General features: G+C 44.4%; 16 protein-coding genes and 1 pseudogene. 7 read left to right on the top strand and 10 right to left on the bottom strand.

Going from position 1 to position 17,596, the window contains the following annotated elements:
* Window positions 1–5 precede the first annotated feature (5 nt).
* The 4 genes from QUA54_RS06710 to QUA54_RS06695 form a co-directional block, all read right to left on the bottom strand.
* Window positions 6–1,379 (bottom strand): cystathionine beta-synthase, encoded by a 1,374-nt coding sequence (locus tag QUA54_RS06710; protein ID WP_333413913.1) that lies wholly within the window; start codon window positions 1,377–1,379, stop codon window positions 6–8.
* A gap of 63 nt (window positions 1,380–1,442) precedes the next feature.
* Entirely contained in the window at window positions 1,443–2,723 is a 1,281-nt protein-coding gene (locus QUA54_RS06705; protein WP_333413912.1) for an aminotransferase class I/II-fold pyridoxal phosphate-dependent enzyme, read from the bottom strand.
* A gap of 417 nt (window positions 2,724–3,140) precedes the next feature.
* On the bottom strand, window positions 3,141–3,269 hold the full coding sequence (locus QUA54_RS06700; protein WP_333413911.1) for a hypothetical protein: 129 nt from the start codon (window positions 3,267–3,269) through the stop codon (window positions 3,141–3,143).
* Between the two features lie 32 nt (window positions 3,270–3,301).
* Window positions 3,302–4,246: a DMT family transporter gene (locus QUA54_RS06695; RefSeq protein WP_333413910.1), complete on the bottom strand. Its 945-nt coding sequence runs from the start codon at window positions 4,244–4,246 to the stop codon at window positions 3,302–3,304.
* Window positions 4,247–4,476: 230 nt separating this feature from the next.
* Between QUA54_RS06695 and QUA54_RS06690 the strand changes: the two genes are divergently transcribed.
* The 7 genes and pseudogenes from QUA54_RS06690 (at window position 4,477) to QUA54_RS06660 (ending at window position 10,540) form a co-directional block, all read left to right on the top strand.
* Window positions 4,477–6,099, top strand: coding sequence for a mechanosensitive ion channel family protein (locus tag QUA54_RS06690; protein ID WP_333413909.1), 1,623 nt, complete (start codon window positions 4,477–4,479; stop codon window positions 6,097–6,099).
* A gap of 50 nt (window positions 6,100–6,149) precedes the next feature.
* Window positions 6,150–6,374 carry a hypothetical protein gene (locus tag QUA54_RS06685; RefSeq protein ID WP_333413908.1) on the top strand — a complete coding sequence of 75 codons (225 nt, stop codon included), beginning with the start codon at window positions 6,150–6,152 and terminating at the stop codon, window positions 6,372–6,374.
* Between the two features lie 614 nt (window positions 6,375–6,988).
* Window positions 6,989–7,267 carry a hypothetical protein gene (locus QUA54_RS06680; RefSeq protein WP_333413907.1) on the top strand — a complete coding sequence of 93 codons (279 nt, stop codon included), beginning with the start codon at window positions 6,989–6,991 and terminating at the stop codon, window positions 7,265–7,267.
* 188 nt (window positions 7,268–7,455) lie between these two features.
* Complete coding sequence (locus QUA54_RS06675) at window positions 7,456–8,856, top strand: hypothetical protein (RefSeq protein ID WP_333199434.1); 1,401 nt, start codon at window positions 7,456–7,458, stop codon at window positions 8,854–8,856.
* 56 nt (window positions 8,857–8,912) lie between these two features.
* Entirely contained in the window at window positions 8,913–9,902 is a 990-nt protein-coding gene (locus QUA54_RS06670; protein ID WP_333413906.1) for a DMT family transporter, read from the top strand.
* A 230-nt stretch (window positions 9,903–10,132) separates the two neighbouring features.
* A pseudogene (locus tag QUA54_RS06665) lies at window positions 10,133–10,304 on the top strand (transposase family protein); the annotation flags it as partial.
* 68 nt (window positions 10,305–10,372) lie between these two features.
* Window positions 10,373–10,540: a hypothetical protein gene (locus tag QUA54_RS06660; RefSeq protein ID WP_333413905.1), complete on the top strand. Its 168-nt coding sequence runs from the start codon at window positions 10,373–10,375 to the stop codon at window positions 10,538–10,540.
* A 25-nt stretch (window positions 10,541–10,565) separates the two neighbouring features.
* Here the strand turns inward: QUA54_RS06660 and QUA54_RS06655 are convergent, their stop codons facing one another.
* From QUA54_RS06655 to QUA54_RS06630, 6 genes are all read right to left on the bottom strand, one after another.
* Window positions 10,566–10,859: a TIGR03792 family protein gene (locus tag QUA54_RS06655; RefSeq protein ID WP_333199438.1), complete on the bottom strand. Its 294-nt coding sequence runs from the start codon at window positions 10,857–10,859 to the stop codon at window positions 10,566–10,568.
* 263 nt (window positions 10,860–11,122) lie between these two features.
* The gene (locus QUA54_RS06650; RefSeq protein WP_333413904.1) at window positions 11,123–13,333 is read right to left on the bottom strand and encodes a PAS domain S-box protein; all 2,211 of its coding nucleotides are present in this window, start codon (window positions 13,331–13,333) and stop codon (window positions 11,123–11,125) included.
* 582 nt (window positions 13,334–13,915) lie between these two features.
* Window positions 13,916–15,124 (bottom strand): AAA family ATPase, encoded by a 1,209-nt coding sequence (locus QUA54_RS06645; RefSeq protein WP_333191097.1) that lies wholly within the window; start codon window positions 15,122–15,124, stop codon window positions 13,916–13,918.
* A 71-nt stretch (window positions 15,125–15,195) separates the two neighbouring features.
* On the bottom strand, window positions 15,196–15,741 hold the full coding sequence (locus QUA54_RS06640) for an RNA 2'-phosphotransferase (RefSeq protein ID WP_333413903.1): 546 nt from the start codon (window positions 15,739–15,741) through the stop codon (window positions 15,196–15,198).
* A gap of 26 nt (window positions 15,742–15,767) precedes the next feature.
* On the bottom strand, window positions 15,768–16,307 hold the full coding sequence (locus tag QUA54_RS06635; RefSeq protein ID WP_333413902.1) for an SMI1/KNR4 family protein: 540 nt from the start codon (window positions 16,305–16,307) through the stop codon (window positions 15,768–15,770).
* A 105-nt stretch (window positions 16,308–16,412) separates the two neighbouring features.
* Window positions 16,413–17,093: a methyltransferase domain-containing protein gene (locus tag QUA54_RS06630; protein ID WP_333413901.1), complete on the bottom strand. Its 681-nt coding sequence runs from the start codon at window positions 17,091–17,093 to the stop codon at window positions 16,413–16,415.
* Window positions 17,094–17,596 lie beyond the last annotated feature (503 nt).

Below are 17,596 nucleotides of genomic sequence, written 5' to 3'. Positions count from 1 at the left end.
ATTTCTCATTCATAATTCAGACGCTCCGTTTGGCTTGCCCAATATTTAATTAAATCAGTTCTAGTAATTAATCCTACAGGAATACTATTTTGTTCAACTATAATACCATTAGTTCCTGATAGAAGAACTCTATAAGCTTCGCAAATATCGACTTTCTCATCTAAACTCGGTAAAGGTTTACTCATAACAGGCGCAACTTTTTGGTGAGAAAAATTAATCCCTTCATGCAGTAGTTTCATTAAAGCTGCTTCATTTAAACTGCCAATGATGTGATGGTTTTCAATAACTGGAACTTGTGAGATGTTCAGTTTGTGCATAACTTCGATGACTTGACTCAATGTATCCTGCGAACTCACAGAAACGAGTGAGGGAAAATCTTGTTTCTGGGCAAGTATCTTTTGAAGTCTTATTGTTTTTTTGGTTGGTTCTTCCCAAAAACCATTTTCCTGCATCCAGCTATCAGAATAGATTTTATTTATGTAGTTTCTTCCTGTATCTGGTAACAGCACTACAATCTGTTTCGGTTCTGATAATCGGGCTGCATATTTAAGGGCTGCTGCTACTGCTGTACCGCAAGAGCCTCCCACCAATAAACCTTCTTCTCGCGCTAGACGGCGAGCCATATTAAAAGACTCGCGATCGCTAACTCTGACCATTTCATCTATTACTTGGCGGTTAAACGTCTTCGGAATAAAGTCTTCACCAATTCCCTCAACTTTGTAAAGTTTGGGGGTGTCACCAGAAAAGATTGAACCTTCTGGATCTGCACCAACAATTACTATATTTGGATTTTGTTCTTTCAGATATTTGCCAACTCCAGAAATTGTGCCGCCTGTTCCCATCGCGGCAACAAAAACATCAACTTGCCCATTACTGTCTGACCAAATCTCTGGCCCAGTCGTTAAATAATGGGCTAACGGATTATTAGGATTAGCAAATTGATCCGGTCTATAAGCTCCTGATATTTCTTTACTAAGTCTTTCTGCTACACCGTTGAAACTTTCTGGAGAGTCAGGCGGAACTGATGTCGGCGTAATTACTACTTCGGCTCCATAAGCTTTCAGTAAGTTAATTTTATCCTGGCTCATTTTATCCGGCATCACAAATATGCAGCGATATTTTTTTATCGCAGCGATTAGCGCCAGACCAACTCCCGTATTTCCTGCTGTTGCCTCAATTATTGTCCCACCGGGTTGCAGTTTTCCTGCTTTCTCTGCGGCTTCAATCATGGACAGAGCTATCCTATCTTTCGTACTACCACCCGGATTGAGGTATTCTACCTTGCTATAAATTGTTGATTGAATTTCTTGACTGATACTATTAAGTTTAATCAGGGGAGTTCTGCCAACCGCTTCCAGAATATTATTGTAAGTTGCCATCCGAATGTCTCTAGTATTTTCTAATGTTGTATTGCCGTTTGATGCTGGGAAAAAAACTTCAGACTAAACTCCACCAAATGCTTTGGCCGTAGCGTGTTCTATAGCTGCTTGAAATTTCGGCAGGGCACGGGAAATCATGTCTTGGTTGGCAGTCAGAGAGATGCGGAAATAACCCGGTATTTCCTGGGGCGTTCCAGGGAAGACAAAAACATCGTGGCTGGCTAGTAACTCGGCAAAAGCACAATCGTCTGACCAGGGTGACTCTACTAACAAAAAGAATGCCCCTTCCGGAATTTGCAACTTGTAACCCATTTCCTTGAGTGCCTTCACCATCCAATCGCGTTTGCGTTGTAGATGCTCCATATCGATGGTGAGTTCATCCAAATCTGTGAGCGCATATTGCATCAATGCACTGGGGAAACACCAACCAAAGGGACTGCCTTGCAGTGTACGAATTATGCGCCGTATTGATTCCCGTTGAGGCATTGTGGGTGGCAAGGCAATATAACCGATGCGTTGACCGGGAGCCATCCAGACCTTACTGTAGCCATAGATGAGGAAGGAAAACGGGTAGAACTGGGTGGGACTGGGACAAGTTCGTCGATCGAATACAATGCGGCTGAAGGTTTCATCGGAAATCAGGTAGATTGGTTTGCCGTAGCGATGGGAGGCATTGGTGAGCAGATTTGCTAATTGTTGTAGGGTTGTTGCTGAAAAAATCTTGCCTGTGGGGTTGTGGGGTGAATTGATAACGATCGCTCTGGTACGTTCAGTTATGGCAGCGGCGATCGCATCGAGATCCAGATCGAAAGTAGTTGGATTAACTGCAACGCCAACCGGAACCGCACCAGCGACATGAATCATCCGCCTGTAGTTTAGCCAAGGTGGGGTGATGATAATCACCTCGTCTCCTATTTCGGTCAGCATCTGAAGACAAATAGTCAGACTAATCAGACTACCGTTGGTCAGGAAAATATCTTCTGGTGCGATCGCGATCCCGCGTTGCATCTTCAGACCTTCTGACACAGTGACTCGTGCCTGTGGAAGGTTGTCTTTGTAACCGAACCAACTCTCATTTTGCGGAATGCTCCAGCGCTGAAGGGCTTCTACAAAGCCTGGTGGGGGAAGTTCGTGAGCGTCACCCTCAGTAAAATCAATGCTCCCCGGTTCATGCTTGCGATTCATGTAGTTTGCCTTGGCAAGGAGTTCGCTGGGGGTCGGGGCTTGAATCGCTTTGAGCAGTCGGGACGAGATTGTATGAGTTTTTATATCGGAATTCTCTTTAGTATCGGCTTCTTGTGCCTCCTGTGGCGTTTTACTTGGTGGTTGTTTTTGATCTGCCATAATATGAGTTAAGTTGACCTAGTTATGTTAATCATAATCGCTGTTAGGACTTACGCACTGAGTGCCAAATTGCGTCATTCTGAGCGATCGCATTAGCGCAGTGGCTCCGCAGAATCTAGAACCTCAAACCCTTGTTCTGAGAATTACGGTGCATAAGTCCTAGTTAGGTTACAAAAGTTTTGGCGTTGGTGAACTGAGGTATGATTTGGCTCTCACCGATGACGGAGGCAGGTCGAATAGCGTTCAAATAAGAGTATCTAAATGATTACTTGAATATGGAATGGGAACTTCCTCGAATTTGAGGAGCGTAAATTAGTAAACGAATTGAATGTTTGAGCATTTCTTCGGATTTAGAATTAAAAAAGAGTTTTTCTCTTCAATCGATCCAGATCGTGTCTGAGTCTTGTATTTTCACCTTCAGCAGTTGCGATCCAAGCAGGTGTTCTGGACGACGGTTGCTGTGCTAATTCCTGTTTGGCTGTCATACTTTTTAGCAAATGTATTGACATCGAGTTGTGCTGATTTTTTGAGCCAAGTCTTTTTCACTTGCTTACCGTTGAAAGAAACAGTAATGGTGACTAACCGCTCTCTAGCCGATTTTGTGGGAGACGAACAACAGCTTGGCTAGATACGGCTAGGTATAGACCGATGAGAACTAGGGCAAAACCTACCCAATTCGAGAAACTTAACTTTTCCCAAAAGATTGCCCAAGCCAAAATGCTGCTAAATACTGGCTCTAACAAATGTACTAAGGAGACAACCACTGAGGACAAGCCACCAACGCTATAGGTTAAAAGTCCTTGACCTAAAACTTGGCAGACGAGGGCGAAAAAAATGACGAACAGCCATCCATTCAGTGAAGAAGGAAAAACCCGCTCTTGAGCGAACACAAGCATCGGCAAGATGGATAGGGTAGCGATCGCACAAACCCACAACTGAATTGTGATGGGGTCAAATTTGGTTCTCAGTTGTTCTACTACCAGCAGATATGCACTCATAAAAACCGCAGAGACGATGGCAGCTATGCCTCCTGTGACCTCACCAGCAGCCATGTGTATTTGCTCGATTTCAATGGCGATCGCTCCCCCAATGGCGACGACCATCCCAATCAGAAATTGGCGGTTAAAGCCTTGACCGAATAACAACCACGCTCCTAAGCTGGTAAAGATCGGGGTGAGATTGTGTAGGATTGTCGAGATAGCGACGCTGGTTTGAGTCAGCGACCAAGCTACAAAGGCTAAGGTGGCAGCAAAAAAAATCCCAGCACCCAGCAATAGCAAAAGCTCCTGACTGGTGTATGAATGCTGTTGAAGGGGTTTGTCACCAGAAAGTCTCTGACGTATCGCCTTGTATCCTTGCCACAGCCCAAAGACGACACTACCTAGCCAAAAGCGATTAAATATTGTAGCATTGGGACTTAGTTCAGCTTCACTCCATCTAATGAAGATAGAGCCAAAAGATAGGGCGACTACACCGACAAATAATGAGGCGAGCGCCATCGTCGTTTTATTGGATTCATTCATTAGGGGTGAAACAACTATAAAACATAAAAAATTATGATTGGCTGTGAAGCAACTGTGCTTCGTGGCGATCGAGAAGTCTTCTCTAGCAAATCCAGGAGCTAAATGCTGGTTTTAGTTTTTTTATATTTCTATTTTTGAAAAAGCATCCCTTTCATTAATTAACACCTATCTAATACTATGTCAAGCACTATTTTTTACATACTTTACGGATCTGTGGAGCCGGTTTCCAAATGAGGACGATCGGCAACTCTACGTTTCTGTTAGCTATTTTGCTTGCTCCAGGATGGGGTGCATTTTTGCTTAACTTCGGCATTCTTGGTGTTGTAGTTATTGTTCTCTACCTACTGTTTGGTATTTTGCGGAGGGTTTTCCGTCAATTTACCTCCGACCTAGTGTTAGTTGCACTCAACGTCTCACAAACGCCGCTGACACTCATTGTGTTCGCGATCGGTTTCAAGCTGGCATTGCAGACGCGATCTATCGCTCCTACAATTTACATTACTTGGTTCCAGCGAGGCTTGACCGCTTTTCTTGTCCTTATCGCCACCTTTTGGGTGGTTCAATTGCTCACCGAGGTTGTGCCTTATGCTTTTAGCGAGTATGCCGCACGCTCCGAGGCAATGTGGGATGATGTTCTCACTCCGATACTACAAAATGTTCTCCCTTTAATTGTTTACTTGGTGGGTGGACTGCTGTTTCTCCAGGCATTCGGTGTTGACATCCAAGGTTTGTTAGTTGCCATCGGAGGAATCAGTTTTATCTTGGGGTTTGCGCTAAAAGACATTCTGGCAAACTTCTTCAGTGGGTTAGTCTTGCTCATCGATACACCGTTTCGCTTTGGGGATGTGATTGAGCTAGCCAACGGTAGAAGAGGCGTGATCAAACACATTGGGCTGCGATTAACCGAACTGTATCTCATTGACACGCACTCACAGATTTACATCCCCAATGCCGCGTTTGAAGGGCAGGAAATTATTAACCTCAGCCGTCCGACCAATCATTACTACTACACGATCGCCATTCCGATCAAAGCAGATGTTGCGCCGGCTCTAGCCATCTCCATGATGGAAAAAGTCGTGCTGGCGCACCCCGATACCATGGGCGAAATTGACAAGAAGTTAGAATTAGTTGACGAGTTTTATGGTTGCTCTATACCTGGGGTAAAAGCGCAACAGAAGCGAGAAACGGGACGGCAACGCTTGTTAGCTGAGACTGAGGTGAATACTTTACTAGCTGAGATTGAAATGGGTTTGGCGCACCTAGCCGATCTCATCTCCCAATTAGAAAGGGGTGGATTAGATGTAGAGGAGCGGCGAACAGTGCAAGCATACTATCTGGAACTTTGTCAAAAGATTGGACTGGAATCAAAAAAGTTCGATCGGCACGACCGTCGCAGACGCTTGCTCAGTGAAGCTACGGGAACAGTATCCGAGAGTACGTTGATTGGGCTGATACGCCGTTGGTATCAATACTGGTTGAAAGACCCTGACCTATTTCAAGAAGACCAGCAAACGTTGAAGCAAGAGTGGGAACAGAAGATTGATTTGTTGAAGATCAAAGTTAACAAGCTGTTATGGGCAATTAGTAATCCCAAAGGGTTAGACACGCGATTAGACGAATTGGTAGAACGCTTTCGCGAATGGTTGCGAGAAAACTTCAAGAGTTCACGCAATGAATGGCAAGACCCCAAAATCTGGATCAATGACCTGAAGGGAGATTACACGCGAGACACGCTGGTGCGGTTCTATGTCGATGACATCAAGTTGGAACATTGTGAACGGGGACAGCGAATTCTCAGTGAAATGCGGCGCGAGCTCGTCTGGCATTTGCGTCAGTCATATTTGTCTAATTGATTGTGAGAATGTCGGTCAATATTCTCAAGGCAGCTTCACGCTAGGTAGGGGTGGGAGCAACATTGCAGAAGCTGTTAGACCTTCGCGATCGCAAACGTATTAAGGAGGCTTGCACGATCGCCGAAGAATACATCAAGGATTTGGAATCGGCTCTCATCAGCGGCAAATTCCTTCACGAGACATACCGTTTTGACCTTACGCTGGTTGATAAAGCTCCATACTTTTCGCCGGAGGAGGAGTTTGCCCGCAGCACCGTATTCGTGGAACTTGCATAAATATCACATTCTTTGCCTCACCTGACACAATCGGTTTAAACTGACATCTTGCATCATTGTCAATAAGTCTTTAAAGGATGGGCATCCTGCCGCCCCACAAGAAAATTCATCTTTTGTGGAACAGGCCGGAAAGCCTGTTCTTGAGATTGGTGCAAGATGTGAATTTAAGTAGACCTCTGGTCGCATTCTTAACACTCCCCTTCTCTTGTAAGATGATGTTAGCGAATCAGGGGTGATATCAAATCCGGCTAATTGCACTGACTTCCCTGATACCTCATGCGCCATGCCTCATATCCCCTGCCCACTTCCTTGTGTGGCTGATTAACCGGATTTGATATTATCAGACCCCGGACGGCTTCCATTTTCTCGTTTCTCGTTCCCAGACTCAGCCATATCTTAATTACTTAATTTTTATAAGTATGGTAAAATTCGACGAACATAAACTCAAAACATAAGTTGATAAATCAACAAAGGATAAGTGATAAATTTGACAAGCAAGATGAAAAATTTTTCTCAAAATCAAGCTTGGTAATCAAAGCCGGGTAAAAGACTTTCTCCTCACGGATCAAGTTGTATCAAAAATTTTATCCCAGGTATCCCAAGAGCCTGATATAATGTCAATCTATCGTGATTTGTTTTCATCGGAAGGTAGCGAACTGTATGTCAAGCCAATATCGCTTTACTTTCCCCCAGAACAGATTAGCAACCTGACTTTTGCTGATTGTGTATTAGCTGCACACAACCGTAATGAATTGTGTATTGGCGTAATAATTAGTGCCAGAGTTCAAGATAAAAATCAAAGCTTTAGTATTGATTTTATAGCGAGTTTGGATAACCAGTTAAATCTCACCTTAGATGATGGACTGATTACTTTAGCTGAGGATGAAACTTGATGGCGCTATCGATGTACAATGTACAATAGTTGCAATAATACGGAGCGATGAACTTTGGTCTGAGAGGGGGTATATAAAGTTAATCTAAATTTTTTACTCATTTAGAAAATAGCTTGTTGAGTATACATACTTTGTGCAGTTCCTGTGAGTACAAGCTTAAGTTTTCTAACAACAGAACGAGATAAATTATGAGCATAGAATCTATCAAAGTTCAACAATATACAACCACCACAGCCGACTGGCGACTAACTCCTGGCTACTTGCATGAAGGCAGATCGGATTTTGAATCGGCACATATTTTGTTAGGTCGTTTTTTAGCCGATAGAACTTCAGAAGACCCGCTTTTGGAAAAAGAACTATTTGCCAGCGACGGCATTTTTGAGTGGGGACACGCCAAGCCTTTAGAAAAAGTGATTAATTCACAGTCAGACTTGGAGTTTCTACTGTTGCATCCCAATTTGTTACGCAACTGTATTACTATTATAGAACCTTGGGAACACGTAGGCGTTAACGCTAATGGCGAAGATGTTCGGGCTTCCAAAAATGTCGCATACATTGCTCAGAAAGTCGCCGATATGGACTCAGTATTACTACCTGTTTGGTCAACAGGAGTCCTCGATCCAGAAATAGTTGTTCCGGCAATTAACTCTGGTTATGCAGTGGTAGTCGAAGGTGGCCATCCATCGACATACGATGCCTCTACCTGGACAAGTCCGGCCTGTCCGCGAGAGGATATGTTTGCATTAGTGGAAAAATTATTGATCTCGCGATCGCCCACCAGTGCCCCGGCAATATTTATCTGTGTAGGACACCAGTTAGCTGCTGAATGTCACATCCGACTCATCCGGCGTGCAGTCAAACAAGTCCTCAATATGACATCTTTAGAACGCGATAAGGAGAGCAAAGCACTCAGATCGTTGCAAGGAGTCTGCCAGCGCATCGAAGCAATGGGCAAGACACTCGAAGTCAAAAAGCGTGATGGACGAGTTGTTGCTACAGGCTGGAATGACGAGCATTTTGCCGTGACGCGCAATGAATTAAAAGAAGTAGGCGATCGTGTGTTGTTGCCTTATCAGTCTCCTGACGGCGATGCTTTAGGTATTCCTTGGGAAATTATTCATGCTCATGATGTCACAGCCGACAGCCATGAAGGCGTGATTGACACAACAATTCAATATGAGGCAAGAGTGTCAATTTCGATGTTTCATTCCGATGAAGTCAACGAAGAAGCAATATTGTTTGCCAACTGGGCTTACCGCAGTATTCATGACGCTATTGTTCCCTATCGGCACATCATCGCTGGTAGCTCTCTGAGTTGGCTAATACAACTGCCCGACGCCATTGAAATTCTTTGTTCAACAGCAGAGGAAGATGGTGAAATAGTTACCGAATGTTCGGCAACCTGCATTAATTACAAAGACTTTGAAACTAAGAAAATTAGACGCTCGTTTACTTGCCAATTTCATCCAGAACTGCTCTCGGATTTGCGTGCGATCGGTAACAGTAAAGCTCCCTCCTATTCAACTTTGAAAAATGATGATGGTGTCCGCTTATTTGTCCGACTCCTGTATGCGGGAATGCAAGAGTAATGCTATTAGCTTGCGCCACGATTTGCGTGGCGCAGATACTACTTTGAGAAGTGAAGATGACAATTGAACTGAAACCATCACAGCAACAGATAGAGCAGACACCAGGTGCGATCGCGCAGCGACTCCAAGGGAGTATCGGACTAACTTCATTATTTCTGGCAATCCTTGCTTTATCCTTTGCCGCCATCTTCATCAGATTGAGCGAACGGGAACTGGGTCCGGTTGCGACAGTATTCAATCGCTTCTGGGTAGCCACTATCATTTTAGGATTAGGGAAGGTGTTCGAGACCTTTAGGGAAAGACACTCCCACGACTCCTTGCTCGAAAAGGAGCATTACACAGTCAGCGATGTAGTCTTGTTGCTAGTAATGAGTTGTTTGTTCTCAGGCACATTAATAACCTGGGCTTGGTCACTCACCCAGACAAGTGTGGCTAACTCTAATCTGCTGCATAACGTAACCCCGCTGTTCACGACTCTGATGGGATGGCTGTTTCTCAGTCAATGTTTTGAGGGCAGATTCCTCATTGGCATGGTAATCGCCATCAGCGGATCAATCTTAATTGGACTGGGCGATTTGCAGGTAGCGAGTGATAACTTTACAGGTGACTCGCTTGCCCTACTATCTGCTGTCTTTTCTGCAGCCAATCTGCTAACTGTAGAAAAACTTCGAGCCAAGTTTTCAGCAACAACCATACTTTTGTGGTGTTCCTGCTGCGGGGCACTGTTAACTTTCCCCATCGTTCTGCTAACGGAAGATGTGCTTTTTCCCTATTCCTGGGCTGGCTGGTTAACAATAATTGCCCAAGCCTTGGTCTGCCAAGTTTTGGGTCAAAGTCTTCAGGCTTATAACCTGAAAGGATTTTCTTCTGGGTTCGTTGCCGTGTTCTTGCTGCTCGATCCGGTGATTACTGCTATACTTGCTTGGATAATCTTTTCAGAACAGTTAAGTCCTCTGAACTGGTTAGCTTTTTCTATAGTTTTGGCAGGCATATACATCGCCAAGCCTAGTCAAGTAGCCGAAAAAGTTACCCCTTTTGGAAATTAAAAGTCAAAAAATATTTCTTCTGTGTTTAAGTAATGGAGGTTTTTAGTCAGGGTAAGCTCATCTAATTTGGTATAAATTGTACTTGACAATGAGTCAAATAAGTGAGGTGACAACAATGCCAGCCCATAAAATATTTAGGAATACACTTTATGTCTCAGGGTTTTGAGAGCAAATCTACCTCTGCCAAAAAAAGCTCTCTTCCTCAACTACCGCTTCGGGAAGTAGCAGAGATTCAAGATATTCAACGCCCGTTTAGTCGCACATTTTGCAGATATTAAAGACCCCAGAGTCGAGCGAACTAAGAAACATCAACTCACCGATATCCTAGCGATCGCAATTTTTGCTATCATCGCCGGAGCGCAAGGGTGGGAAGACATCGAGAATTATGGCATTAGTAAAAAAGGCGTTGCTTAATCAGCGTATGAAAAAAATAACTTATAAATCCCGAAGTTTTGTGGATGCTGGTTTCTATGACTTGCATATTTAGGCTTTCATACCCTAAATCAGCAACGCCGCAAAAAGATATGCCGATAGCAGCCATTGCCTTATCCGTCGGTGCTACCGTTATCACTAGCAAACAACGAGACTTTTGTCAAGTTCCCAGACTCTCGATCGAAGATGGGACGCTTGATTCCTAACTCCTAACTAATCACTGCTGACTAACTAATGCAAAAACTTGCGAACTTGATATTCGCGACTTTCGGCGATCGCAATTTGCAAATCGCCCATTTGGGCATCCAACTCATCTATTGTGCTTTGCGGAACCGACTTCCACTGCTCCCTAGTTTCCCAGCGAATCAACATCACCACCTCATTTTCCACCGCATCCACCCAAATTTCTTTGCCCAAATAACCTGGGAAATTTCTTAGTCCGGCCGTCCAAACTTCTTCATCTCGCCGAATAAACGCCTCCCACTTTTCGGGAGGTACTTTAAATCTCAGCCACTCAATTATCATATTATTTTACCATTTTTAATCACTCGATTTTAGATTTTAGATTTTATGTTTTAGATTTTAGCATTGACTCTAAAGCCGCACTCTGGGCGCTTAAACAGGCGTTACTAAAAAAATGTTGGACGCGCGAATTATAGCGGTAAGGTGCGCCGAAGAACACCATACATAGAAACGTTCTGCCTCCAAGACTGTTAAACTAAAATCTCAAGTTTTTTGCTCTTGGTGACTTTGGGCGGGAGCTTGTCTCCAGCTTTGGGTGAAGTCAATTAATCGTTGCCGATCGCAATTTTAATTATCAACTCAGTTCCCTGTCCCGGACGCGAAACACAGTGCAACTTACCGCCGTGCTTTTCTACTACTAAATGTTGGGATATTGCTAGACCCAAACCTGTGCTAGTGTCCGGACATTTAGTGGTAAATAAAGGGTCAAAGATGCAGCCGAGGACTTCTTCAGTCATGCCAGGGCCGTTGTCGCTAATGGCGATCGCAACTTCCTTTCCCTCTACCACGGAGGTCCGAATCCGAATTTCGGGATTGAACATTTCAGATGCCGGCCTGACCGAAGACAAGAAAGATTTATTTGGCATTTTACCAGGCTTTTCGGAATTTCTCCCCCCTTCTTCTAAAGCGTCGATCGCATTTGTCAACAAGTGCATGAACACTTGGTTTAAGTGTCCCGCATAGCAGCGGACTCGCGGCAAATCCCCGTATTCTTTAACTAGAGATATCCCCGGGCGTCCCCCTTTAGCTTGCAGGCGATTTTGCAAGATCAGCAAAGTGCTGTCCAAACCTTCGTGGATATCTGCAGGCTTCATTTGGGCTTCGTCGGTACGCGAGAACAAGCGGAGCGATCGCACGACATCCCGAATCCTTTCGGAACCGACTTTCATTGAATTTAACAATTTCGGCAAGTCTTTTTTGATAAATTCTAAGTCTAATTCGTCCATCAGATATTGAATTTCCGGCACGGGATGGGGATAATACTTTTGGTAAAGGTCGATCGATCGCAGCAGTTCTTGAATGTAGCCCGTGGCGTGGCTGACATTTCCGGAAATAAAACTAACTGGATTGTTAATCTCGTGGGCTATTCCTGCTACTAACTGCCCCAGAGAAGACATTTTTTCTGTTTGAATCAGTTGAGTTTGAGTTCGCTGCAAAATTAACAGCGTCTGCTCTAATTTCGCCGCTTGCTGTCGCAGGCGTTCTTCTGATTCTTGCAAAGCCAAAAGAGACTGTTTGCTTGCTGTAATATCTACTCCCACAAATACCGCAGCCGCACTTTTATGGTATTTTTGAGCGACAATTAAATAAGTTTTATTTTCTCCTCGGATGTTCGCTGTTACTTCTTGAGATGTCTTCTTTTCAGGGTTGGCAAAGAAATCGTATACTAAATCGTTGAATTTGGGACTTGTCTCTAAAAAACCTACTTTTTGACCGGCAAATAGTTCGGCAGGCATTTTGTAAGCGCTAGCTAAATGTCGGTTTACTCCCAAGTAGCGCAAATCGGAACTTACCCACGAAACTAATCCCGGCACGGCGTCCAAAACAGCTTGAAGTTGCTCTTTCGCCTCTACAAGCCCTGATTCTGCTACTTGGCGAGCGGAAATGTCGCGGGCGATCGCGCAGCGGTATTCGCAGCCGCCGTATTCTAAATAATTGACTTTAACTTCGACGGGAAAACTGGCGCCGTCTTTAGTTGTATAACTGGTTTCAAAAGTGAGGTTGGTTTGCTGCTTGAGTTGCTCCCAGTGTTCTGGCCAATCCGATGCTGACAACTGCGAATCGATGTCGCTCACCCTCAGGTTAAGCAGTTCCGATTCCGAGTAGCCGAAAAGATGGCAAGCAGCTTTGTTCGCATAGCAAATTTCACCGTCGGAGGTAGTAAAAAAGATTGTATCAGCAGCATTTTCGAGGGCAATTTGAGTTAGTTGCGGTATTGTTTCTAACTGCTTGCTTTTGGCCTCGGACTGAAATTTATTATAGCCATGTGTTTGAGCGAGATCCTCAGCTATCTCAGAGGCCAACAGGATCAAACCGCCGATCGCACCTTCGTTATTTTTCCAAGGCTGAAATATCCATTTTACCGACGCGCTGAAAGAACCGCCTGCGATTTTTCCTGATACAGATGCGATCGGTTGCCCTGTCACAAACTCGCTGTATTTCAAAACTCCGGTCAAACAAGCCTGGGCGTTTTGCTCCCAATATCCCGGGAGATTCGGGAACAGTTCCCAATGAGACCGGCCGATCGCCTCCCCGCGGCCAATCCCGCAATCTGTTTCCCAGCGACGAGAAACCGACAGATAGCGCATTTCACAATCTACCATTGCCACGGCGTCGGCGGAGCGCTCAACAAACCGCCGAAATCTGTCTTTACTATCGGACACGGCTGCCTCTAGGGGTTGTTGGGCGAGCGGGACAGTCCCGTCGGCGTACTTTCCCAGTCCCTGACTTTTTTGCTGAACTGGCTTAGTTTGCACGGTTTGGGATTTCCTCCATAGCTGTCTAGTTTGAAAAATTCTGTTTGAGACCAAAAATGCTGTGTTTCCCTGATTGGCTCTCTAGGACGATCCCCTTAGAGGGTATCACCCATCAGTGATATCATTTTTGATGGGGATATGTCTATAGGCATTACTGTCAACTTAAGAGCAAATCTAGTGTCCGAGTGCTGTTTGACGATTAGCCACAGATCGGCGGAGCGCCCCCGAATACTCGCAGGAGACTGGAGTTCTCTCTTGCGTCCCCCGACTATTCGGGGGCGCAAGAGGGGAACGAGACTAGGCAAAAACGAGATAGACAAAGGGTTTTAGGGGATAGTTGACACCAATAGTCTATAGGTACTCAAGAAATTTTTCCCCAAACTTGGAGATTGAGAAGATTTCCTGGTAATTGTTCGGTATTTTATACAATTTCCCAAAAGAATGCAACTGTAGGCCTGCGATCGAAACCTTGAGCTTCATCAGTCATTCCCCATTCTTTAATTGAAAATCGAAAATGGAACATGGTATGAGATCGTGTAGCCAGTGCGATCGCTCAGATAGATTGAGAATTTAAGAGACCGCTCAAACAAATTTGTGCGTAAATTCACTGGTAAAATCCACTCTCCCTTTGCGTAACATTGCAGGATCTAATCTTTCAGTAGTGTTGCAAGTCATCAAAACTACGAGCTTTTGTCCAAATTGAATCCCGTTATCGTCGATGACACTTTGATACAAAGTTCCATCCAGCAAACTCAAAATGTGTTCAGTTTTGTTAGTGCGTTGACCCTCTGCGGTCGATCGATCTTGAGCCAAATTATCAGCCTCATTGATAATAATACAAATCCGCTCTAAATAACTCGGAGGCACAAAATTTTCCACAGCATCGTGGTCTAAGATAAAAATTACATAACCCAGCGGCACTAAAATTTCCTTTGCTACCGCTTGCGTCCAAGCAGTTTTGCCCGTCCCCGGTTCGCCGCTGACCAAAACAGCCAACTGATTTTGATCCAGAATTGCTTGCTGAACTGTATCGGTAAAACTTTGAACCTCCGCAGAAAACGTCCGAATTGGGAACTGGCTGTGAACCTGACCGACGCGGCTTTTGTACCCGCCCAGAATCACCGCTAAATTGTAAGTTGCCTTGCTAACGAGCGGCGCAATATCTTGGGAAATCAGAGTGTAGCAGCGTCTTCCCCTGTCGTAGCTGTCAATTTGCAGCCAACAGCCTAATCGGGCCCAATAAGCATAAACAGTACCCAAAACTTCCAAGCGTTCCCAGCTAATAAATCGCTCCGGGGAATAAGAAAAATGTCGCTCCATAAAAGACTGGGTGATCGCATCCGGTTTTCCCAGCAAATCCAGAACTTTGAAAAGAGTAATTTCTTGGAGTTTGTTGAGAACGTAGTCGATGGGAATGCTAGCGCGGCTGACCAATTGTACCACCGGCGTTTCGGTAACTAAAACGTCTTTGTAGCGGTAATCCGGGTAAACAGGCTGCGGAGTAATGTAATCCCAAAACTCATCAATTTCGTAGCGAGTATTTTCCGAGAATACATTTAAAATATTTGCCCACCAGGTATATTGATGTCGTCCCATTGCATCGGCAATGTCGCTAGCTGCACCTAAAGTTTTTTGAGCTAGTTCTAAGGGGTCGCTAGACGCTAAGTGTAGCAGGTGATCCCAATCAAATTGACGGTAAAAAGGTCGCCATCCAGAGCCGAGCAACCCTCGATTTTGAGGATTGTTTTGATTGAAATTGTTTTCGCGATCGCCCATATCTGCCGCACTCATTTTGCAAAACTCCTACTTACTCTTATGTTAAAACATTTTTTGTACATTTTATACAAAAAACCGAAAGTTTATCAACTTATTTTTAGATAATTGGGTGGCACAAAATCTACTAGCCAAACTTTGTTAGCTGAGCAGTAAAATGTATGGCCGTCGCGTTGCATTGCTGCGGCATCTACAGTAAAGATAGCCGGGATGCCATGTCTTCCACCTACTTGGCGCGCCGTCGGGATATCTACCGACAAATGAACATGATGCCGCGACATTTTCCTAATTCCTTGACTGAGAATAGACTCTACGGCAGTGCTACCTGTTCCGTGGTATAAAATATCCGGGGGAAGTGCGGGTTCTAACTGTAAGTCAACCTCTACACTGTGTCCTTGGTTGGCACGAATTAGAGTGCCTGTCGGGTTGAATGAAAAGCGTTTTTTGTCGTTTTGCACGACTACTTCCTTGAGTTCTGCAAGCTGAACAGGGAAGTTATTTTTTTGGCACGCAGCGAGGAGTTCGCTAACAGGAACCCAGCCGCCGGGAGCGAGTTGAATGCCGATGCGATCCGGAGCGTGTCGCAGATGTCGGCTGAGGTATTTGCTAATTTTGACTAAGCGTGAATTATTCATTTTGTTTTCTCAAATATCTTTTTTTATCATATATATTTACCAGTTTCTAAATCTGTGGCTAACTGTTCTAACCATTCTCGCCAACTTTTAGCAATAAAGCCTCTGTAAGCATCATCGTGGCACATAAAAATAAGTTGCCCAACTTGACCTCCTGGTGCTGGATCTAAATCCAAACAAAGACTGTCGCTGTTGAGGTCGGAAGCGATCGGAATCCATTTAGGATTCCACCACAATTCTGTCCGAATCAGTCCATCTGAAGCGCAGCCATAATCATTGCCATCTTCCTCATTAAAGTCGCCTGTATCCAGTAATTCTTTCCAAGAATTCCACTCTCTTATCATTCCTTCTAAACAAAGAAACTGCCCGTACGGCATTACTGAATATCTCTCTTCAAACTGACCGTTATGAATGCGGTAAGATGATTTTACATCTTCAGGAAACTCGATTTCTAAAAATTGTTCGGCTGCTTTTATAGCTTCAGGGGTTGCTCCCGGTTGCAGATTGTTCAGAATTTCTGGCGCATTAGCGGCAAGCCAAGAATCAATGCGATTCCAGATGGTTTTCATGATAGTGAAACGTTAATTTATGGCATATTTAGATACTGAATTCCCTCGGTTAAGATTTTTTTCGCAATCGCAGATTTATCCTAAGGCAGCCTCACCCAGTTGCATTCACTTCTTAACTCCGCCAAAAATAGCAAAATTTAGGTAGCGCCAGTGACATCCGGCGTCTGCAAAACCAGCTTCTGCCAGCCACTTAGTCTGCTCTTCCACAGAGGAGGGAATATCTTCTTCTAAATATTTTTGGAACCAGGCTGCATCGTCTTCTCCGTTAGCTTTCATGTACTGCCGCCACAACTGTTCGTATTGCTCAGTCAGCCGGGGAGTAGCACCTGTGACAATATCTCGAATTAGCAAGATTCCCCCTGGATTCATGGATTGGAAAAGTTTGTGAAATAGCTGTTGTTTACCTGCGCTGTCGAGGTGGTGGATTGCCAACCCAGAAACTACCAAATCGTAGCCGCTGCCGAAATCATCTTCGGCAAAGTTTCCTTGCTGCAAGGTCAGCCTTTCTCCGAAAGCGGACAAGTTAGTTTGGCAAATTTTTAGCATATTTTCCGCCATATCAAAGGCGAGGACAGTTGCCCGAGGAAATGCTGACAAAATCACAGCCGACAGTATGCCAGTTCCCGCGCCTAAATCCAGAACTTTTATGTTAGCATTAGTTTCAGAAGCGAGTAACTGCAATATTAACTCGTGTTGCTCGCGATACTGCGGAATGAGGCGAGTAATTAAGCCGTCATAATTAAATGCTATTTCTTCAAATTGCTCGCGTACAGCGTCTAAATTCACAGACTATTTTTCTCAAAATGTTAATAGTTGAGTGCGTCAATACACTTTGGCTGCTCTCGTTTGAGGGTATACTACAATTTATAATACAAATAATATACAGACCTGTCAAGATCTAGAAGAAATTAATTTAACAGAAGTTGCGGACGATCGCCAGACACGGACTTTATTCGCCAATGATTTGGGAACTGTCTAGCCCTGCATATATATCTGCTGGAGAGGATATGAGGTCAAAAGCCACAGACTCGAAAGCCTGCGCAAGAGGAGACTTTGCGCCAGATCCGAGGAGTAATTGTGAGAAAAAAATTGACGCTTATGATACCAGTTTAAAACAAGGATGCAACTTGAGGCTCGCGATCGACACCCTAAATTTCTCCGTAATTCCCCCTCGTAAAAGATAAAAGATCGAAGATCAAAGCAAATTAGCCAGCAGCCGATGGTCGGCTAGATATCAGAAAATCAGTCCTCAGATTGACAAAGTTTAGCCAACTATCAACAAAAATTGA

The organism is Microcoleus sp. MOSTC5, from assembly GCF_036701825.1.
GTDB lineage: Bacteria > Cyanobacteriota > Cyanobacteriia > Cyanobacteriales > Microcoleaceae > Microcoleus > Microcoleus asticus.
Note: the sequence above shows the minus strand (reverse complement) of the source record. Positions and strands in the feature narration are given on the sequence as shown.